Raw genomic sequence first — 22,583 nt, 5'->3', positions numbered from 1 at the left:
GTATATTTGCAACATATTAATTCAAAAATAAGTATTTTAAGAATGAGAAAAATATCTTTTTTAAAGCGCAGTTTATGCGCAAGCTTAATGCTAAATGGACTGTTTACATTTTCCAGTTCAATTGCTGCAAACAATGAAGTAAACAACAATAATAATGTAATAGCAGCTACACCAACCAACAATACAAAGATTGTTGGGACTTGGGAACTGACCAACAAGGGAAGTTATGCCATTGTTCGTAATCCAAGAACACACAAAGAATACAAGGTGGGCTTCATCATCGACAGATATGACGATTACAAGTTTCTCCCAGTTGATTTTAAAACAGGCGAAAGAGTAAATCTACGAACACTTGTAGGTCATGATGATGATAATCTTGATGATGAGCTGCATCGTTTCGACTTCTATCATGATGGCACGATGAGTGTAATAGAAAAAGAAGACAACGGCAGATGGAAGCGTGATGATGATGAAGGTGTCTATGGTTTCCGTCATAATGGTTTCTTCATGAAGATAGATAGTAAGATGCACAAGTATCTTCAGATTAGATTCATAAATAACAATGAGTTCGAGCTTACTCAAACTAAATTCAATGACAGCGACTTGCGAAGAGTAGTTGTTAAGAAAGTGATGAGATATGTTCGTGTAACAAGGAAGTAAGACATAACAATTTCAAACTTATAATATTTACCCCAATTAACAATAGCCTAACCCTACGTAAAGCTCTGTTAATTGGGATTTCATTTTTAGAAATTATAGACAAAATCACTTAAAATTAAATTGCAGGATCACCCTATTTCATCGTTTTTTCCTATCTTTGTTACATATAAATTAAGATGGGTTCAGCGAATGAGAAATAAGCACTAAATCGTCACTTTCATACCGACAAAGAATCTTTGGAGAATTATCTTCATGAAAAAAAATATTTCTTCTCATGAAAAAAACAATTATTTTCATGAAAAAAAAATATTTATTTTCACGAAAAGAAATCATAGAATAAGATATAACCATTTGAAAGACTGGTCTTGTGACGTAAAAAAAGATGACGAAAGAATGTAATAAAAACGTAATTTGAAATTCAAAACCCTTATGTTTTACTAATAAAAAAAACAAATTATGAAAAGATTGTTTAACTTAGAATCTGCCTTATGGGCTGGTTTAATGTTATTCGGAGTAGTAGCCTTTACAGGTTGTAGTAAAAATGATGACAATAACGACAACGGCAAGAACAATGGTGGTTTCCATGTAGATGAGAAATTATCAGAACTTCATATGCCAGTAGGAGAATGGGCTGCAACTACTAATGGTAGTTATGCTATTGTTAGAAATCCTGATACAAAAAAAACATATACGGTAAACTTCCGTGTAAATGCAAAGGATGGAAGATGGATTCCTATTGATCCTAATACAGGCAAAGACTTTAATTTACTGCAAAACCTAAACTATAATGCAACTGATTTAGGGGATAAGGAACACCACTTTTACATCTTGGATCGTTCTCATATACAGTTATTAAAAAAGGATGCTGAAGGTAATTGGATATTAGAAGCTAAAGGTGAATATACCTATACATTAGAAGGTATGCTAACCTTAAACTTTGGAAATGTGACTCGTAAAATTGAAGTAATGAGAAACGATGGCTACACTTTGGAGTTCAAAGAAACAGACTTCAACACTTTCCCTCTCAAAGGCGTTGTTTTAGAGAAGTATATTTTCTATAAGCCAGTAAAGAATTAATGTAAAAGATAAAGATTAAAGAGGAGCATATTTAAATGTGTTCCTCTTCTTTTTATTGATAAGTCCTATATACTTTTCGCCCCTTAGCCCAAGTTTAACCCCCACATTCGCCTATTTCTTGCAGTGACCGTACTTTCCTCGTTTTTCTTATGGGCTCTGTGTCCTACAAATTTTATTCTTTTTGTATGGTGAGTGTTTTAAGTTCAACTTATCGTATATCTGTTTTGCTTGCTTCGAAGGACTACTACATTGGCGCATCTCGATAGTTTCACCTAATGGATTCTTCCCTTTTGTTGTGACGAGCTTTTGGGTGCTCATACGTCGTACAATCTCGGTCCAGTAACAGGTTTCTCCTTCTCGTTTTAATTGACAACGGATGGTGTTTACCACCCAATAGGCTAATAAACCGAAGAAGAGGTGTGCGTCGCTTCTCTCATCTTTCTGATGATAGATAGGACGGAGGTTGAGGTCATTCTTTAGTTGCCTGTTCATGCATTCTATCTCACGAATGAGATTGTAGTATTCCCATGTCATGCGCTCATCAAGTGTCCTGACATTGCTGCGGAGGAAGTATACTCCGTGACCAGATTCCATTGCGGAGAGGTCTTTTATCTCCCAGTCTATGCGCAGCATCTGCTTGGGTTTCTTCTCATCTTTTATGTAGCTTATCTGATAGAACTTCGCTATAGATGGGTACTTCTGTATGGCACGTTCTGTACGTTCAACAACCTTTTCATAGGTTTTCGTTCCACCTTTCTTGGAGATTCCATCGTTTATTCTCTGCAGTTCCATCTCAAAACGCTCTCTCCAGACCCTGTTCATGGACGACTCTGTCATAGCTTTCGAAGGAGATGTTATTTCGAGATAATAATCCTTGTCATCCTCTGTCTTAACCTCTTTCAGCGTTATCTTCTGCCGACGGGCATCCATTACCGTAACACTCCTATTATCATCACTGAGCGTATAGTCCTTCATTTTCGTACGAGATACGCAGAGATAATTGTAACCTTTTCTTTTAATCAGCTCCAAGTTCTCTTCCGTGGCAACACCTGCATCCATGACAACGAGCGTATCCTTTGTCCGTGATGGCTTCCTCTTTGCCAGCGTGTCAATCATATCGGGCAGAGACTTGGGGTCTGCTGTATTACCCTCCAAGATAGAAGAATAACGTATAAAACCTTCTTTATTGATACATAGTGCAAGTACAAGTAGCTTACAGTCAGAGCGTTTTTCTTTTGACCGGCCGAACTTGGCCTTGTTGCTGTTACGCTTGCTGCCCTCGAAATAGAAGTTGGTTAAGTCGAAGAGCATCAACTTGTTGTCTATCTTAAAGAGGTCGTCAGTAACGTTGCACAGATGACGCTCTAACTGTTCCTTTAGTTCATATAATTTGTCAGTGACTTTATACAGAGAATTGATTCCTGGTGTCCAGCCAGGAACTCCACTATAAAGTTCACCAGCAGCTGAGTTATCGCGCAAATAATAATAAGACGAACGTTCAGAAACTGCATATACTGTGCGAACTATCAATGCTGACAAAGCCGTGTGTATCGTATTCTCCGTCCAGCCATTTCTGCGCAGGAAACCCTCTAATTGCAGCTTGTCTATCGTCTGCTTGCAGAGCCACTCAGCACCGACATTCCTTGCGTCAGTATATTTTGCCGTCTCAAGGTCAACGTAGTTCTCATATTTTCTCAGCGACTTCTGCTCTTCCTTGTTAAACCTATCGATTCCACCTTCTTTCTCCATACGGCTCCACCATTCGTCAGCCTTTGCCTGTTCAATAGGAGTAAGTCCGTCAAGATGTTCCTTGAAAAGCGAGGGTGTACTTCTGTTTTTGAAGCGTTCGGTAAGTGCGTATGCAATTTTTCGAACCTGTACGGCAGTAAGTGAAGGTTCAAAACCGATGTTCAACAAAATTAGCGAATGTACATGACCCTGCACGTCACGATATGACTCCTTGATGCGATAATAAGGAGCCATGTCGCCTGTTGCAGGGTTGAATCGTGTCTGTACATTTGCGTGCATGAGTGCAAAGTAACAAAATAATTTTGATATGACGGTGTCCTACAATTCGGATTTTACTCCTCGTTACAATACCCTATGCTTGATTATCAATCATTTATAAAATTGATACTACACAAAACATCCCGAATATTTATGAAAAATATTTTTGCCAGTTAAACTTGGGTTAGGTTTTTGTGGTTTAAACTTAGTCTCACATAAATCTACTCCTTTGTACTATCTGTGAGAGATTAGTTTCACGTTTCTCACGAACAAGTGGAGAATTAAATAAGTTACTTGTGACAAAAAATACAACTTGCGTCAGTCATCTACTTATAAACTTAAAAATGTGATTCAAAAAGTCCCGAAATACAACTTTTTTGTGTAAGTTTGTACTCTCTTTTTAAAACTGAGTAAAAACAACATAACACAAACAACAAAAATATGAAGCGTAAAACATGGCGTAAATATCATAAATGGATTGGAATCATCATAACATTCTTCTTAGTGATGTTCTGTCTTTCTGGTATTGTTCTCAATCATCGACAACTCTTTGCCAACATTAATATAAGCCGTGGCGTATTGCCTGGACAATACGAATTCAACCAATGGAACAATGGACTACTACGTGGAACACTACGCTACAAAGATAATAAAAACGTAGATAAAGTGTTCATATATGGTGCAGCAGGTATCATTCAAACTGATACAACTGCTTCTCACTTCACAGAATACAACCAAGGTCTACCTACTGGTGCTGACTATCGACAGATGCGAGGAATGGCTAAGACACCACAAAATGTTCTCTTTGCGGTTAGCGTCATGGAATTATATAAACTGGGAAAGAATACATTATGGCAAAAAGTAGACTTACCCAAGCAAGAGGATGACGAACTACTAACAGACATCACTACCCATGGTGATACGCTGATTGTCCTTTCTCGCTCCCACCTCTACTATGCTACAGCCCCTTATAAGAAGTTTACTTGTCTCACATTACAAGCTGGTGAGGGTAATGAAGGGAAGGTGTCACTGTTCCGACAAATATGGTTATTGCATAGTGGCGCGCTGTTTGGAATTGTAGGGAAACTTATTGTAGACGGAATTGGAATCGTCTTAATTATCCTTTGTTTGACAGGTATATGGTATTGGGTTCGTCGCAAAACAGTATCAATGATCGTTTGGCATACGAAGATTGGGTATTACACATTTGCATTGACACTGTTTATCGCAATAACGGGATGGGCCTTACGTCCCCCACTCATGATTCTCCTTGCCACGAACAGTACAAAACCATTACCTGGTACGACCTTAGATAATGATAATCCTTGGAATGATAAACTAAGAATGATTCGGTATGATGAGCAAGCCCACGACTGGCTTATCTCAACATCAGAAGGTTTCTACTCGCTTAAGACTCTCTCGGCAAAGCCAACACCAGTAACGACAGCACCTCCCGTTAGTGTTATGGGGCAAAATGTCTGGCACTATGCAAGTAACAAATCATGGATAGTAGGCTCTTTCGATGGACTATTCTATTGGGACCGAAAGAACAACGTAGTGCTTTACTACAACGATTCAATGGGGTCTACTCCTAACATACCAGGCACAGCTCCAGATGAACAGACAATCTCTGGCTACAGTTCTGACTTCACAAACAAGGAGTGTATAGCAACCTATTTTCAAGGTTCGTCCTTCGCCACACAACCAGAAGAATTGAAAGATAAGCCCATGTCGCTTTGGAGTCTTGCTTTAGAGGTACACACGGGTAGAATCTATGCAGGTGCATTAGGCTCCTTCCTCTTCATTTTCATCGTTGGCATCCTCATTATCTTCACCCTCGTGTCTGGTAAGAAGGCATAAAAGTCGTACAACCATTTGCTATATGATTCTAACCGCAAGCACGTTGTGAATTGCTTCAAAATGTGTATCTTTGCATTAGCATGTACAACATAATTAGCAGCAGTAGATACAGCTGAAGAGTTGTGAATTGCTTCAAAATGTGTATCTTTGCATTAGCATGTACAACTCTTTTGTTTTCAAGTGTGACATCCCTGCTGTTGTGAATTGCTTCAAAATGTGTATCTTTGCATTAGCACGTACAACTAATAGCACCAGCAATAATACCTTTAATTTGTTGTGAATTGCTTCAAAATGTGTATCTTTGCATTAGCACGTACAACATACATTGCGACTATCATCTCTGACCGTTTGTTGTGAATTGCTTCAAAATGTGTATCTTTGCATTAGCATGTACAACATAATTAGCAGCAGTAGATACAGCTGAAGAGTTGTGAATTGCTTCAAAATGTGTATCTTTGCATTAGCACGTACAACCGCTGTATCCGCTACCAATACCACCACGAGTTGTGAATTGCTTCAAAATGTGTATCTTTGCATTAGCACGTACAACGCAATATAAGAAATACCACCGAGTACATTGTTGTGAATTGCTTCAAAATGTGTATCTTTGCATTAGCACGTACAACCACGTATCTTCTTACTTCCCATCTGGATAAGTTGTGAATTGCTTCAAAATGTGTATCTTTGCATTAGCACGTACAACAAGGCTATATTCGTAAACTCATAGTACAAGTTGTGAATTGCTTCAAAATGTGTATCTTTGCATTAGCACGTACAACTCTTTTTTCAACTCGTCTGCATAGTGTATAGTTGTGAATTGCTTCAAAATGTGTATCTTTGCATTAGCACGTACAACTTGTCCTTAAAAAATTGCTCTGCTGCTGCCGTTGTGAATTGCTTCAAAATGTGTATCTTTGCATTAGCACGTACAACTCATACGTTTGCTTTATTAGGCGGGGCAAAGTTGTGAATTGCTTCAAAATGTGTATCTTTGCATTAGCACGTACAACTCTGCTTCGGCTCGTTTCTCTGCTTCGGCTGTTGTGAATTGCTTCAAAATGTGTATCTTTGCATTAGCACGTACAACTTTTGCAAGATTTCACCCGTAATCTCTTGCGTTGTGAATTGCTTCAAAATGTGTATCTTTGCATTAGCACGTACAACTATCTTTAATTTTGGGGGCGGGGGTTTCCCGTTGTGAATTGCTTCAAAATGTGTATCTTTGCATTAGCACGTACAACTTGAGTTCCTCGACTTCCAAGTCTGACATAGTTGTGAATTGCTTCAAAATGTGTATCTTTGCATTAGCACGTACAACTTCAGTTTTGAAGTACTCCCACCCTTTGGGTTGTGAATTGCTTCAAAATGTGTATCTTTGCATTAGCACGTACAACACATTTCCTCCTCGACGCTTCAAAAATGGGGTTGTGAATTGCTTCAAAATGTGTATCTTTGCATTAGCACGTACAACATCTATGAAGAAATGAAGCGTTTGCAGGCTGTTGTGAATTGCTTCAAAATGTGTATCTTTGCATTAGCACGTACAACTGAATAGTGAAGTTATCATCATTGTCGCCCGTTGTGAATTGCTTCAAAATGTGTATCTTTGCATTAGCACGTACAACTAATAGGAAGTATAGAACCGACACGATTACGTTGTGAATTGCTTCAAAATGTGTATCTTTGCATTAGCACGTACAACGTCGAATGATATAGAAAGAGGTTTCAACTGTTGTGAATTGCTTCAAAATGTGTATCTTTGCATTAGCACGTACAACGGCGTGACGAAGTTTCGCCTTTTCGTATGGGTTGTGAATTGCTTCAAAATGTGTATCTTTGCATTAGCACGTACAACCTTGTACTTTAGCTTAGAGTAAGTGGGAACGTTGTGAATTGCTTCAAAATGTGTATCTTTGCATTAGCACGTACAACAGATGCAAGCTATCCATGAATGACGCTATTGTTGTGAATTGCTTCAAAATGTGTATCTTTGCATTAGCACGTACAACTTAGTTTCAGCACTCATTTTATTAAATTGGTTGTGAATTGCTTCAAAATGTGTATCTTTGCATTAGCACGTACAACAAAACAGACAAATCAGATAACCTTATATAGGTTGTGAATTGCTTCAAAATGTGTATCTTTGCATTAGCACGTACAACAAGTCCAGGATTGATATAGAAATGAACTTGGTTGTGAATTGCTTCAAAATGTGTATCTTTGCATTAGCACGTACAACCCAACCCAAGCGACCTGCAACACGATAACCGTTGTGAATTGCTTCAAAATGTGTATCTTTGCATTAGCACGTACAACATTAGTTTCAGCACTCATCTTATTGAATTGGTTGTGAATTGCTTCAAAATGTGTATCTTTGCATTAGCACGTACAACATACATTAAGGTACTGTCGTTATGGGGGCAGTTGTGAATTGCTTCAAAATGTGTATCTTTGCATTAGCACGTACAACAAATTGCGCAAGAACATTAGATGCTTGCATGTTGTGAATTGCTTCAAAATGTGTATCTTTGCATTAGCACGTACAACCTCTTCAGTAGTCTTAATAGCACCAGCAATGTTGTGAATTGCTTCAAAATGTGTATCTTTGCATTAGCACGTACAACTTTTGCAAGGATAAGCGAAGCAGACCTCAGTTGTGAATTGCTTCAAAATGTGTATCTTTGCATTAGCACGTACAACTCATCATCAGAAAGACCAGCAGGAGATGAAGTTGTGAATTGCTTCAAAATGTGTATCTTTGCATTAGCACGTACAACAAAACAGTTCACTAACAACGCTTTGAAGAGTTGTGAATTGCTTCAAAATGTGTATCTTTGCATTAGCACGTACAACTAAAGAACACACGCTCCCTTTTTTGCGGTGTTGTGAATTGCTTCAAAATGTGTATCTTTGCATTAGCACGTACAACAGAATAACGAAAGCGGTGCTTTTGAGTTGGTTGTGAATTGCTTCAAAATGTGTATCTTTGCATTAGCACGTACAACTTATTACGGGTGACAATGAGTTGGGTAAATGTTGTGAATTGCTTCAAAATGTGTATCTTTGCATTAGCACGTACAACTAATCTTCTGTGTACTCCTCGACTTGCATTGTTGTGAATTGCTTCAAAATGTGTATCTTTGCATTAGCACGTACAACCCAGTTGACAGATTTTTGCACTAACAATGCGTTGTGAATTGCTTCAAAATGTGTATCTTTGCATTAGCACGTACAACCTTAACGGTGGCGTTACTCACATCGTAGACGTTGTGAATTGCTTCAAAATGTGTATCTTTGCATTAGCACGTACAACAGCATCGAAGTAGACAGTCCTGCACTTTGCGTTGTGAATTGCTTCAAAATGTGTATCTTTGCATTAGCACGTACAACTTTCAATTTCATAAGAATAAGCAGTTCTTTGTTGTGAATTGCTTCAAAATGTGTATCTTTGCATTAGCACGTACAACATCTGGGTCAGCCACAACGATAGGAAACTCGTTGTGAATTGCTTCAAAATGTGTATCTTTGCATTAGCACGTACAACTTCCAAATGGTTTGGTATTAAATACCCTTTGTTGTGAATTGCTTCAAAATGTGTATCTTTGCATTAGCACGTACAACAGAGACACCAATAGTAGTATTAGCATACGGAGTTGTGAATTGCTTCAAAATGTGTATCTTTGCATTAGCACGTACAACAGTTAGGGTCGGGAACGTTAAAGGCACGTGGTTGTGAATTGCTTCAAAATGTGTATCTTTGCATTAGCACGTACAACTGTCGAATGAGATAGCAAGAGGTTTAAGTTGTTGTGAATTGCTTCAAAATGTGTATCTTTGCATTAGCACGTACAACTGTATCAATGTCGGAGTAAGGCTAACGCCTGTTGTGAATTGCTTCAAAATGTGTATCTTTGCATTAGCACGTACAACCATGATAACATTACCACGATTAACAACATTGTTGTGAATTGCTTCAAAATGTGTATCTTTGCATTAGCACGTACAACGGAGCATTGATAAGAGCATCACGGACATCTGTTGTGAATTGCTTCAAAATGTGTATCTTTGCATTAGCACGTACAACATGAGCAGAAGTCTGACCAGTATACACGATGTTGTGAATTGCTTCAAAATGTGTATCTTTGCATTAGCACGTACAACTCCTAATGATTGGTATATAGTAGTAGATGAGTTGTGAATTGCTTCAAAATGTGTATCTTTGCATTAGCACGTACAACGAAAAGAGTTCACTTACAACACTTTGGAGAGTTGTGAATTGCTTCAAAATGTGTATCTTTGCATTAGCACGTACAACACCAAAGTGAACTTTAAGGTACTCATATACGTTGTGAATTGCTTCAAAATGTGTATCTTTGCATTAGCACGTACAACCGCAAAGCCATATTTACCTGTACTACAGCAAGTAACAAGGCTTTTGTACAAATAAAAAAATGCAAAATCGAGTAGGAGGTAAACGCTAATCAAAGGTATTTATCTCCTATTTTCACGTTTACCGACCTCTCACACCACCGTACATGCCGTTCAGCATACGGCGGTTCCTATTTTGGGTTCCATCCGAGATAGGCATCCAATAAGCAGACATAACCCTGCTTGCGTAGCCGGTCGTTTGACATGGCTATACTCAAGATGGGACTGCCTGCTATGCGCCAATAAGCCAGGCGAGTGTTCCCCCATTGGTAGGCTTGCCACTTGGCAATTCCGCACCTAATGAGATTGACAACTTTCGTCTTTGGCTTCTTCCAAGCTTTCCATATGCACATGCGTATGCGTCGCCTTAGCCATTCGTCGGTTTCAAGGCAAAACCGTTTCATATTGGCAAGGTGGTAGTAACCTACCCATCCCACAATATACTTTCTCAGTTTCTGCTTTCTCTTCACATATCCCCAACCATTGCTACGACTTGTCAACTCTTTGAGGGATGACTTCATCTTCGACTTAGATTTGGAGTGTACCGTGAGTTGGCATTTACCTCTGTGTACATAAAAGGAGTAGCCGAGGTACTTCACACCCTTGATATACGAAACGACCGTCTTTTCCTTGTTCACCTTAAGGAAGAGTTTTCCATCAATAAACTTGGTTATGGACGACCTTACACGTTCTGCAGCCCTCTTGGACTTACAGAATATCATCGCATCATCGGCATAGCGGACAAAGGGGTGACCTCTACGTGCGAGTTCCTTGTCCAACTCGTTGAGCATGATGTTGCTCAAAAGTGGACTTAGAGGACCGCCTTGCGGAGTTCCCTCCTCGCTCGCGTGCCAAAGACCTTTGGCTATCACACCGCTGCGCAGATATTTGTGTATAAGGCTAACCACTCTGCCATCCTTTATCGTACGGCTGAGTATCTCTATGAGTTTGCCGTGGTTAACTGTGTCGAAGAAGCGTTCGAGGTCGAGGTCAACTACATATGTATAGCCATCATCAACCGTCTTCTGCACTTCTCGCAGTGCGTTGTGGCATCCTCTGGTCGGGCAAAAGCCGAAGCTCCGCTTGGAAAAATGAGGCTCATAGATTTGGGTTAGCACTTGGTTGATGGCTTGCTGCACCATGCGGTCAACCACAGTGGGTATGCCCAGCAGGCGCATCTTGCCATTGTCCTTGGGTATCTCTACCCGGCGGACAGGATTGGGACGGTATGTACCGTCAAACAAGGAGCATAGAAGTTCATCCTTATGGGTCAAGAGCCATGGTAGTAGCTGCGCGCATGACATCTTGTCGATACCACCCTTACCCTTGTTCCCCACAACTGCCTTATAGGCTCGGTTCAGGTTCTCGGGACTGAGGATTAACTCCAACAAGTGCTCCTTGTCGAATGGAACTTCCACGATGTTGTCTTCGGATATCCACATGAAAGTCTGCACTCCCCCATACCATTCGGATTCCGTCCTATCTCTCTGGGGGCAGTCATTAGCATAAGCTGATGTTTTCTGCATTCGTTCCTTCATACGGTAACTTTCAATTACTATCGCTTAATTATTAGGTTCTGCCCTTCGTGAAGCGTTACCGACCGCTACACTACTATGGCATCTGCTGACTTCTCACGGCAAGTTTTGCTCCGCAACTTTTGTAAAGACAACTAATCGTCACGTCCGTGAGACCTCCTCGAATAAGGGCATTGTCTTTCCATCTTATACCTACTTCATTTTTTCGCTTCGCTCAAGGAAACTCCACCAACCGTTCCGAATAGCTATGGGACTTTGATTTGTTGAGCAATCTCATCCACAGTCATATGCCTTATATGAAGTTTCTGTACGTTAGGTCAGATGTTTGCCGCCGGCTTCCTTCAGATTTCACCTCACGATGAACACCCTTGCCGTTGGCTATGTAATTCCCGCTATTAGGGCTTACTCGGGACTTACACCCGTTAGACAATGCTCATGCCGAGCGTACACAAAAGAGTCCTATCACAATGATGGGACTCTTTTTTAGAATAATTCTAGTTGCTGTCCTGGAGCATTAGGCTCTTGTGGCTGAGTTCCACGAAAAAGTTCTATCTCACCAAATTGTTTATCAGTGATGACCATAATACAGACATTACCAGAATTAGGCATAAACGATTTTACACGCTTCACATGAACATCTGCATTTTCTCTGCTTGCGCAATGACGAACATAGATTGATAATTGAAACATAGTAAAACCATCTTTCATCAAATCTTTTCGGAAAATAGTATAAGCACGCTTTTCCTTGTTTGTATTCGTTGGAAGATCGAAAAAGACCATCACCCACATAACCCTATACTCACTAAGACGCTGCATCAAATAAAAGAAGGATAAGAGATTTCACGAGCATCTCCATTGTAACACTTTGCAAGACTTGCAGCTGTTAAGCCTGCAGCAATCATCAATGGGCTACGCTTACCACCTATACTAACATCAAGAACTGGTATTGACAACATCTCCCGCTTTAATTCTACTGTCAAATCATCTGAAACCTCCATCTTTTTCATTGTTGAAATGACAAGGTCATCCACAAACGGACGATAAGGTTCCATAATATCATCTGCTAAACAATAAGCATTATAACGATTATGATGATGAATACCATAAACAGGTAATAGTCCGCTCCCCACCAACGCTCGAGCTATCACAGCACGAAGAATTGCATACCCATAATTCAACAGATTGTTAGGTGGAACACCTTCCTTGTCTCTCGTGAAACCTTCAAAGAAGATATTCTTCCAGTAATAGGCTGCAGCCTGCGCTTCGTGGTTATCAGCATCATCACTCCTAACTTTACGAGCAAGGACATGGAGCGGAACAAATGATTTAGAAGTGTTCTTCTGTAAACAATATGCTTGATTCTCTATCTTAGCTTTTACCGTTTGTTGCCACAGTTGTTTACGCAATGGAATTGCAGCTTCTATCTGATTACGAAAACGCTCCTGATGCAATGTATTACCAGAAAGAGGAAGTAACATTCCCGTAGGCATACATTTACTATCACAGGTTATTACTGCAGCAGAGTTGGCTACTAACTCTGCTAAAGCACCTTGTGTAATGGTTATCTGCTTATTATCCAATACCACAACACCAATATCTTCTATAGGAACCGTTCTAACAGTCTCTTGTTTTACGATATCAGGAAGCTCTGCTTTCTCTACTTCTGGAAGTCGGATAACCAACTGCCCATTACGAAGTGAGAGATAAGCAGGATTCCCAAAATATAAGGTTTTCTTTATCATCGATGATTAAGATTAATCTTACCGTTCTTAATAACAAAGTCACGATTCTCGCCCATAATAAGAAACTTTATTGTTTTAACACCACAGCGAATGATATCAGGCAACTTCGTATAATCTTTTACAGATTCTCCCATAGCCTCTTTTACAACTAAATGATTTACCATCCTAATACGTAAACCGTCATTTTCAAACCCATTTATCTTATATAATAATTTACTCAATTTCACATTATCTAAATCATACAATTCTTCTGGATTATCCTTATAAAGCAATATCATATCGCCAGCGTGCAACTTATAATCAAGCATAAGTCGATTACCTTTCTTATCGGTGATAAACTCTGGAATATCCTCTATATCAGATTTACGATGACAAGAAACATCATACAAGCTATATATTTTAAACTCACGAATCTTACCATTTGTATAACAACACATTGCATACAAATCGCCGACTGCAGCATAGAAATAACGCTTATATTCTTTCTCGGATTTATAGGTTTGCTCTTTTATCTTCAAAGCATTTTTCTGCACAGTATTACATCTTATATGCCTTATTCTGTACAACTTTTTATCATCCTCACCATTCTTTCCTTTCTTTATCATATAGATTCCCTGCTCACAAGCATCCTTGAAAGATGTTTCTTTTGGGAATTGCCCTTTCATCAAAGCAAAAAGTTCCTTATCAACAATGGTTTTTCCAAGATCATCCCATGAAGCAAAGCCACTGTCTGCAGCAGATTTCTTATACTTTAATTCTCTACGTATTACAAATTTAATCGTAGGATTAATTTGAGGACGTCCCTCTTTCATCAAAACTTTCCCTTCTTTATCCTTTGCAAACTGTGTTATCGCACCATAATAACTTGCCTTATGGATTTCACCTCGCAAGGCATCACCAGTCTGCCATCGAGGATTATCCACTCCTCCAACTATATGTCCCTTCTTTCTCAACCGGCGACGAACTGGTGTAAGAGCTTGGTTCTTAATATGGTGATTAATAATAATATTATCATTTATAAACGTACCAATTTCCGAAACATTATGTCCTATCCTACAAGCCGTAACTTCTTTATTAAGCTGAATTCTCAAGCCATCAAGTTCTTGTTTCAGTCCTGTCCTATCCTCATTTCCTGAGAAAGATAACATCTTATTAACCTCTTCTATCTTAGCAAACAACTCCAGCATACGCTCTCTCTTTGCAGAACTTGGGATTATTGTCAGAGTTGTAGCATCTATAGCATGATGGGAATGTAAACTACGATCCTTCTTTTCATCTACACTTTGTATACCAAGTATCTTTCTAAATTTAGCAGTTACATCTCCTCTCTGCACATCTACATGTGGGAATATGCTCTTCAGATATAAAACTGCATGACGAGTTATAACTCGTGTATCAACAAGCTGACTGTTCTTAAATCCGTCTGTAACCTCAGTAACTGTGAAGCGCTCCAGTTTCTTCTTCCAATATTCCAATTCCATACTCCACAGGTGAATCTCACGCATACATTGATCTTTGCGATCTTTGTTCTGAGCCCGTCTTGCCTGCCCTTTCCAATATTCTACATTACGATTAAGACGTTCAACCCTGTCAACCCAACGCTGTAGTTGAGATGTTATCGCAGGATACTCTTTACCATCTATAATAACAGCCTTATCATAATTCGGCATATCTGCAGGAATATGGTTTTTCTTTATGAAACGGTTGTAATGAGCATCACACAAAGTCTGATTCATATCCGAACTGTCAAAACTGAGACTCTCTGGGATGGTATGCTCAATATCAAAAGCATTTGGATCAAAAAGATTTGATAGGTTTATGGTACGACCAGTATACATACACTGTCCTCCCTGCTCCAACCAAAATTTGTACTTCTTTATATCCTTATTATAGGTCTTCGATTCTGTGAAATAGTCTATTTCACGTTGATCTATCACATACCGTGCCTTATCTATATCATCTGTACTTATAGTATCACGACGTTTCGGGTAAAACTCTTCAAGAATCTTCTTTATCTTCTCGTTTTCATCGTGACGGATTCTGTTGTAAGTATCCAATGCCCACTTTCTATTAGCATCATTCAATTCACGTGCTGTCTCTACAACAACCCTTGTTTCATCCGGAGATATTACCCCATCATCCAAGAGTTGATTTACTCTCTTTCTCAAAGTATTAAGCACTCTCAACACTGTAGGATTTTTTATTGCACCAATATCTGGATTACCCAGTCTTAAAGCAGAGCGATCCTTACCTGCAGAAACAGGACGATAAATAGCGATTTGTGACGGATGATATAACTTTTTCCATTGTTCTCCCTCAATCATCGGGAATTTCTTCATAAGATACTCTTCAAAGCACTCCCCTAATTTAGGAGATTCTACAAACTTACGCTCGCGACTTCTAAAGAAGTTCTGATATTTATCTCGGACTTTCTGTAAAATATCAGTCTGCTCGTCGGCATCCAACAAACTCCACTTCCTTGTACCTATATTACTCTCAATCTGTTTGATTATATCTTTTTCATCAGACTCATCTAATTGATAATCATAATTATGATCGGCAAAACGGTATTCTTCTGACGTTGATTTATACTTGGCTATGAGAGCATTAACAATATTATTAATCTGTTTTTCATGCCCAACCTGTGCTTCCACACGATGATAATCCTCCGTAACTGACAAAATATCCTCATCAGAGATATCTACAATCTCTGGAACCTTAGCAAGTAACACTGCATCTGAGTATTTCAATCCCAATATCAACATCTTATTGATATTACGGATAGCCTTTTGGCTCAACATTGCATAGCCTTGAGGTATTGCTGACCAGATACGGACGAGTTCATCTGCTTTCTTCTTCTCCCACTTTAAACTATCTTGTGCAAAAGACAATACCGCTTCAGGTTCCTCTGCATCGTAACAGAAGTGCCAAATATCATCAACTGTGTAAGAAACTGTATGGAACGAAGCGTTATTCTTACCATGCGCTTGTCTCTGTTTTTGTCCATCAACATGGAAAGACTCCCAATCCTCTCCCAAAAGTTTTCTGAACCGAGCTGTTATAGGACAGCCAGCAACACTTGTACTGTCTTTATAGTTAATAGTCTTGTCATTATAAGAGAAATGAACACCCAGACGCTTCTCAAGATATTTCCGAATATCCTCAAACTTAAATTCTGCTCTTACAAATGCTAAAAAGCAGTCATTATAAAGTTCAAACCTTAACTTCATCGGGAGTTGTTCTGCTTGTTCCTCTTCAGGCATTTTAATCTTGATATTATTAATCAGTGTCCAAGCACGGAACTTCTCAAACAGTGGATGACCAATTGCACAACGCGGCTTTGTACGTTCAAGTGTACATTTACCCACATTGCCACGTTGTGAGCGTAATGGACGTTTATAAAAGATTGTACCAATATTTTTCTTCTCGCTAACAAGGCGTTCATACAACTCGTTTTCTACTGACAAACCTTGCTGGAACTTAAAAATGGTTTCTATTTCTTGCTGAAATTGTGAACGTATTGCTTGATAATCATTATTGTTCCGTACTCTCACCCTTTCATCTTCTAACTGAGCAAAAGCAGCACCAACTGTCAAAAGGTTATTCTCCTTCATATAGGTAGATAGCCCCTTTGACAGTTTCTCCTCCGAGGCTTTCATTTCTCCAGCTACATCTGTAGCTTCATCCGTAAGTGATTGCTTGCTATTAGTTTCCTGCTGTGATAGAGTCTCACCCTTACTACTCTTAAATCCACGATGCTGAGCAATATGATACAAAGCACGACCCAATTTATAACGTTCAATAGGCTGATTGAAATCAAACTGACGTGTAACAAGTTCTCGACGTAGCTGATATGGGCTGGAATAATCAGGTTTACCATCACCATCAAAATCCAAAAGTATCCACGCATTAAAATTCTTATCATCTATAGGGTACTCTCTGAAGAATCCTCTCCTTTTATCATAAGTACGCCATCTCATTAAAGAATCAGGAGACATCGGACAAAAACCGTACTTGATAAGTAAATCCAAGGTTGCCCACAACTTACGACGCCTTGCTTCATTCAACCCACGGCTCCTGCTATGCGCAGAACGTTGTGCGGCTAATGAATATTCACGTCCGTTACTTTCCTTATTAACGCTACTTCTGAAAATATCAGAAGAGAAAAACTCTAATTGCCCTTTCAAATCATCAGAGAGATCCAAATTTCTTACCGAAGAGCCAATAGAATTAGTACCAAGGTCTAAGCCTAAAACTTTTTGTGTCATATTTTTATGGTTTTGCTTGTATATTCAAAAAATAATTGTAAATTTGCAAACAGATACACAGTAAAGACTTTTCACAACAAGGCTATAAGCCGAAGATTTTTCTTGCACCCTGCGGACAACCGTAGGGGCTTTTTAATTTTACTACTCAGACTTCTTTTTGGTTTTTAGCTACTGTTTTACATTACCTAACTTGTTCTATAATGCAAACTTAGGTATTTTTTTATATATATCCAAATTAGTGGAGAATTTTATTAAATTTAGAAAACGTCTCAACTTTTTCACTATTCAAAAACTAATTATGGCTCAAGTCAACATCTTTGCACATTAATAAAGCAAAGCATAACTTTTAATTTTGAAAACAATGATTTACAAACAAGGGCTTTAATAGCTTTATGATGTACCACAAATGTGGTATTTTCCACATAAATAGGGGATTATAAGGATTAAATTGAAATAAATACAATATAACTCTTTGCGGATTAAAGATAAATATATATCTTTGCCGACGAATCAGAACATAAGGATAAGAAAATAGATTAAAGGAATAGGATAAGACTAAACTTAATCTACAAACTTTCTAAAGTGATTTCACAAATACAATTATAAATTCAGGACATAACAGTCAATAAAAAAACAGATTATGAGCAAAGTTAAATTATTATTAGATTTCATTCTTAACACCGCAGCATCGATGAAAGGTACAGGTATTCATTTAATTCGTATAGCTATCTTTATCATCTTCATATGGATTGGTGGTTTGAAGTTTTGGAACTATGAGGCAGAAGGTATTGTACCTTTCGTTGCTAACAGTCCATTTATGAGCTTCTTCTATGCAAAAGATGCACCTGAATACAAGGACTACAAACTCAAAGAGGGCGAATTTGATAAAGTTAAACACGAGTGGCATAAGGCAAACAACACTTATACCTTCTCACGTGGCTTAGGTATTGCCATTATGTCATTTGGTTTTCTGACATTATTAGGTATATGGTTCCCAAAGGTTGGCTTTGTTGGTTCAGGACTTGTCATACTGATGATGTTTGGAACACTATCCTTCCTTGTCACGACACCCGAAGTATGGGTACCAGACTTAGGTAGCGGCGAACACGGCTTCCCGTTACTCACAGGTGCTGGTCGACTGGTCCTCAAGGACGTATGTATATTAGCAGGAGCCGTTGTAGTATTAGCAGACTGTGCACAACGAATCTTGAAAAGGAATAAGAAATAAACCATTATAACTAAAGGGGATGTAGATATACATTCCCTTTTCTTTTATCATAAACGGAAGGAGAACTTTAGGAGTAAACGTCTTAGTTTAAGGAAATTCGTTTCCTTTTGGCTGTGTAACGAAAAATTGTTCTCCTTTTAGCAAGATATTACAGCGTAGATAGTCATCAACAAGATTGGTGCATACCAACCGCACAACATGTGCGGAGCGTTAACACAACATGTGCGAAGCGTCAGCACATTATAAAAAGGTGGACTAAGTGGTTCGAGATAACCTGTATAACACTATGTATGATACGAAAGATCGAGTCATAGCGGAAAAAGGTTATCAAACCACCTAATACTGAACAGTCTTTCATTTGTCTATAAAATGCGCTCTAAGGCTTATTTTTCAGGAAACAATATAAGAAATGATATCACTTTTTCAGGGTAATTCCTTATCTTTGCAGATAAAGTAAAATTTAATGACTCTAACATATAACATAAGGACAAGAAAATGCTTTCTTTTCAGCTGGCTCTGTTTGATGCTATTATTTGGCATCACAAGCTGCAAGGAAACAACAACCTCACGATCATTATCAGAGCGGGAATTCCATTATGATGACCGCCTCTCGACACTGTCGATAGACAAGAATGGCTATTGGATTGGGGGTGAAACAGGTGTTATATGGCATGTTGACGGACAGGATAGAAAACGTTTTTACACAGGACTTGACCGCATCTACGCTATTGAGCGCGACCCTAATCACACGAATCAGGTATGGATAGCGACACGTAATGCAGGTTTACAGCTATGGGATATAGCTGGTGACACCCTCATCCACAAGGAAACGTTTGAGATTCCGAGCAAAGGTCTCCGTTACTCGCCCTATGATATTGAAATAACTGACGGCAAACTCTTTGTTGCAACTTCTCAAGGACTTTTCTCCATGCAACTTGATAATCAACAGCAAGGATTGAAGCCTCTTTACCCTATCCATAAAAACAAGACAAATCAATATTATGAACCCTTCTTGGTAAATAACCTCTGTCATCTTGGTAACAAATGGCTTTTTGCGGCAACACAAGCAGGAGTTGTAAGCATTGACCTCCATTCAAAGAAGACGGTGGTCCGACATAAAGGGGAGAATATACGTAATGTTGCTATCTATGATGGCAAACTTTTTATCTTGTCTGATAATCAGTTGACTATTGAAGTACTTAACGGAAACGGTAGCAAGACTTTTCCTCTGCCTCAATCAGTACTATCTTTCTATAAAGCTGGTTCAACCTACTACTTTATTACTTCATCAAGTATCTTGTTATCAGATAACTTAGAACGTTTTGTAAACATCCCATTACGAAACAATATTCCTGATAACCCGCATCAGATATCCATTGCTGACGATGGAAATGGCTTCTCTACCCTACTCACTAAGAACGCCGTATGGCGCATTCCACACCACCTTGGCTTCTTTAACGCTAATCCTCCTGTCATTGCTGCTTGTGCATCAGGTAAAGACCTTATCTATGTCAACAACCAACGTGAGTTATTCCGCCAAAATGCTGGTGAGCAGGTTGCTACGAAGATTTATGACTTTGAGAATGATGAGCTACCAAAGGAGATGTGTGCTAATGGGGAGGACATTTACTACTATAATGCTAATAACCAACTCTTCAAGCTGAGTCTTGGTAATCATTACCTTATCAATCAACTTTTTGAGCGTCCACAGCTATTGGCACAACCAAAGACACGCATCACTGCTATGGCTCTTCTGTCTCAACAAGACAGAATGCTACTTGGCGTGCAAGACTATCTATTATCCATTGATATTAAAAATGGTAAGGCAGATACCATAAAGTCAATGAATAACAGATATATAACAGCTTTCCATCAGGTGCCAAACGGGACTGATTTATACATTGCCACACTTAATCATGGCGTGTTTATTATGAAGGACGGACAGGTAAAGCGTGTTGCAGGAACGGAGGATAAGGTGTTTATTAGTAGTCTGCTAACATACAATCAGAAGAATCCTCACTTACTTCTCCTCACCAACCACCATCTACAGATTCAAGGTTCTGACTCTATTCAAACAGATGGAAGTTGCAAAATGTTCTGCATCAATGATAGCACTATCTATACAATACCAGAGACTGGCATCCACAAGTATAAAATCAAAGACAACCGACTGATTGATTGTAGTAGTCTTTTTGCTGACATCCACTTCAATGCACAAGCGGGATTTATACTTGATAACTCCTTATATATAGGCTCTGACCTTGGTGTTTTGCAGTTAACTCCTGGCAAAGAAGAGGCTGCAAAATGGATTACCTTTGATGACAAGGTTCCGAGTTTGCAACTTATTGGCATCATCATCTTTACGCTCGCCTGCATTCTCGGCATAATCTTTTTTAGTTATCGTAGACATCGAATATTGACTTATCGCCAACTTCAAAGGAGTAAAGACGACCTTCGCAAGCGGCTGGAACCTTTAGTCACTTTAAAAGATAAGCTGACAGAGAGTGAGTGCAACATCCTTGATAACATAAGTAATGAGATTGACCGTATAAGTATCAGCTCACAAAGCATAAGTGCCAATAATGAACAATTTGCCCAGCTATCAGCACGTATCGCCCGACTAAATCGTGACACAGCACTTCAGATGGTGAAATATCTGAATGAACAGATAGCTCGTATTAAGCAATTTGAAGTCTTCGAGTGCGACACTATGATACACGATTCGGAAGAAGCACGCAACACGGACAATATTGAGATTATCATAGAACAATGTCGAAAGAATGAAGTATGGCTCAATCATATCCAAGAATTGAAGGAGCGACTTAATAAATTCCATCGTTCTACGCAAGACACTCTTGTGCTGAAAGGGCTGAATGAGGGTATGAAAGAGCGTCTGTACCATATTCTTAACGAGTCTAAGCAACGCCCAGTAGCTGAAGTTTATACTGACTTTATTGCTGTTAAGAAACAGTATGAGAATATCTTTACAGCAGAAGGCTTAAAGGTTATCCGCAATTATATTTTTAATAGTATCAAGCAGTTGCAAGAGTTAGAAGGCTATGATGTGATGACAAAGGCGTTGACAGATGAATTGCAATTGATAGAAAAAGACATTGATAATCGTGATCGTATAGTACTTCTTCGCTTGTTACAGACGATTGACAATCGTATTAATCAATCAAACAACTCAACAACCTGCAAGAATTGATGCAAGAATATGTAACTGTACACGACAATATCGTACAAGAGAACGAGGAACGACGAATGAAGAAGTTTAATTCAAAACTCTTTGCCGACATTGAGTCGGCTTCTCGCAACATTACCGACCAAATAGCAGAGATATCAGACCAGTTCTTCAAGAGCTTTGCTACAACTGACAAGAAAGTGTGCAAAGAGATCTTTCACTTTACATCAGCCAATAGCCAGCAGGTTCGTGTACTGATTTTGCTCCTTGCAATGCCACGCGTGAAGCGTACACTCCTGCCAGGAATGTTAGGAATATATGGCAACTTAAATCCTGTTGTCAGCCGTCTTTATCATAGTAAAATTGGAGATAATAATGCTGTTCTCACAGCTTATTGCCAAAAGAATCCAGCAAGTATTGTCAATTATATATTGAAACTATCATAATAAGTATAACAATTGACAATCAACACATTAACAACAGTTGCATCCGTTTATTTTATCTAAAAAGCGAGATGCAACTATTTTTTTACAACATTTCTTTTATCTTTGCAGCAACTTATTACTATTGTATTTTAATTAAACCATTTTATAA

General features: G+C 38.8%; 9 protein-coding genes, 1 pseudogene and 1 CRISPR repeat array. Of the genes and pseudogenes, 5 read left to right on the top strand and 5 right to left on the bottom strand.

Annotated features, from left to right (window positions below; translation table 11 throughout):
• Nucleotides 1-87: 87 nt before the first annotated feature.
• Both J5A56_RS04425 and J5A56_RS04420 read left to right on the top strand, forming a co-directional pair.
• The gene (locus J5A56_RS04425; RefSeq protein ID WP_021673214.1) at nt 88-660 is read left to right on the top strand and encodes a hypothetical protein; all 573 of its coding nucleotides are present in this window, start codon (nt 88-90) and stop codon (nt 658-660) included.
• 456 nt (nt 661-1,116) lie between these two features.
• The gene (locus J5A56_RS04420) at nt 1,117-1,737 is read left to right on the top strand and encodes a hypothetical protein (RefSeq protein WP_021673216.1); all 621 of its coding nucleotides are present in this window, start codon (nt 1,117-1,119) and stop codon (nt 1,735-1,737) included.
• Between the two features lie 147 nt (nt 1,738-1,884).
• On the opposite strand, the gene J5A56_RS04415 is transcribed toward J5A56_RS04420, so the two are convergent.
• On the bottom strand, nt 1,885-3,765 hold the full coding sequence (locus J5A56_RS04415) for an IS1634 family transposase (RefSeq protein ID WP_211815443.1): 1,881 nt from the start codon (nt 3,763-3,765) through the stop codon (nt 1,885-1,887).
• A gap of 420 nt (nt 3,766-4,185) precedes the next feature.
• On the opposite strand from J5A56_RS04415, the gene J5A56_RS04410 reads away from it, so the two are divergent.
• Entirely contained in the window at nt 4,186-5,604 is a 1,419-nt protein-coding gene (locus tag J5A56_RS04410; RefSeq protein ID WP_021673232.1) for a PepSY-associated TM helix domain-containing protein, read from the top strand.
• Nucleotides 5,605-5,646: 42 nt separating this feature from the next.
• A CRISPR array of direct repeats spans nt 5,647-9,996; the repeat unit is 47 nt; unit sequence GTTGTGAATTGCTTCAAAATGTGTATCTTTGCATTAGCACGTACAAC.
• 167 nt (nt 9,997-10,163) lie between these two features.
• Here the strand turns inward: J5A56_RS04410 and ltrA are convergent.
• The 4 genes from ltrA to cas9 form a co-directional block, all read right to left on the bottom strand.
• Complete coding sequence (ltrA, locus tag J5A56_RS04405; protein WP_211815442.1) at nt 10,164-11,570, bottom strand: group II intron reverse transcriptase/maturase; 1,407 nt, start codon at nt 11,568-11,570, stop codon at nt 10,164-10,166.
• A gap of 480 nt (nt 11,571-12,050) precedes the next feature.
• A complete protein-coding gene (cas2, locus tag J5A56_RS04400) occupies nt 12,051-12,383 on the bottom strand; it encodes a CRISPR-associated endonuclease Cas2 (protein ID WP_009013305.1) in 333 nt (110 codons plus the stop codon).
• Complete coding sequence (gene cas1 / locus J5A56_RS04395; protein ID WP_021671067.1) at nt 12,383-13,309, bottom strand: type II CRISPR-associated endonuclease Cas1; 927 nt, start codon at nt 13,307-13,309, stop codon at nt 12,383-12,385. Before cas1 ends, cas2 begins: the two co-directional genes overlap by 1 nt.
• The gene (cas9, locus tag J5A56_RS04390) at nt 13,306-17,577 is read right to left on the bottom strand and encodes a type II CRISPR RNA-guided endonuclease Cas9 (RefSeq protein ID WP_021671066.1); all 4,272 of its coding nucleotides are present in this window, start codon (nt 17,575-17,577) and stop codon (nt 13,306-13,308) included. Before cas9 ends, cas1 begins: the two co-directional genes overlap by 4 nt.
• A gap of 640 nt (nt 17,578-18,217) precedes the next feature.
• Here cas9 and J5A56_RS04385 point away from each other — a divergent pair.
• The gene (locus J5A56_RS04385) at nt 18,218-18,805 is read left to right on the top strand and encodes a DUF417 family protein (protein WP_021671065.1); all 588 of its coding nucleotides are present in this window, start codon (nt 18,218-18,220) and stop codon (nt 18,803-18,805) included.
• 463 nt (nt 18,806-19,268) lie between these two features.
• Nucleotides 19,269-22,435, top strand: a pseudogene (locus J5A56_RS04380) (hypothetical protein).
• The last annotated feature ends 148 nt before the right edge of the window (nt 22,436-22,583 follow it).

Source organism: Prevotella melaninogenica, assembly GCF_018128065.1.
In the GTDB taxonomy this organism is placed as follows: domain Bacteria; phylum Bacteroidota; class Bacteroidia; order Bacteroidales; family Bacteroidaceae; genus Prevotella.
The sequence above is the reverse complement of the archived record's forward strand: the minus strand, read 5'-3'. Positions and strand labels throughout refer to the sequence as shown.

Coding starts and splice junctions, on each gene's coding strand:
- J5A56_RS04425 (WP_021673214.1), top strand. CDS start 88: ATGCTAAATGGACTGTTTACATTTTCCAGTTCAATTGCTGCAAACAAT.
- J5A56_RS04420 (WP_021673216.1), top strand. CDS start 1,117: ATGAAAAGATTGTTTAACTTAGAATCTGCCTTATGGGCTGGTTTAATG.
- J5A56_RS04415 (WP_211815443.1), bottom strand. CDS start 3,765: ATGCACGCAAATGTACAGACACGATTCAACCCTGCAACAGGCGACATG.
- J5A56_RS04410 (WP_021673232.1), top strand. CDS start 4,186: ATGAAGCGTAAAACATGGCGTAAATATCATAAATGGATTGGAATCATC.
- ltrA (WP_211815442.1), bottom strand. CDS start 11,570: ATGAAGGAACGAATGCAGAAAACATCAGCTTATGCTAATGACTGCCCC.
- cas2 (WP_009013305.1), bottom strand. CDS start 12,383: ATGCAGCGTCTTAGTGAGTATAGGGTTATGTGGGTGATGGTCTTTTTC.
- cas1 (WP_021671067.1), bottom strand. CDS start 13,309: ATGATAAAGAAAACCTTATATTTTGGGAATCCTGCTTATCTCTCACTT.
- cas9 (WP_021671066.1), bottom strand. CDS start 17,577: ATGACACAAAAAGTTTTAGGCTTAGACCTTGGTACTAATTCTATTGGC.
- J5A56_RS04385 (WP_021671065.1), top strand. CDS start 18,218: ATGAGCAAAGTTAAATTATTATTAGATTTCATTCTTAACACCGCAGCA.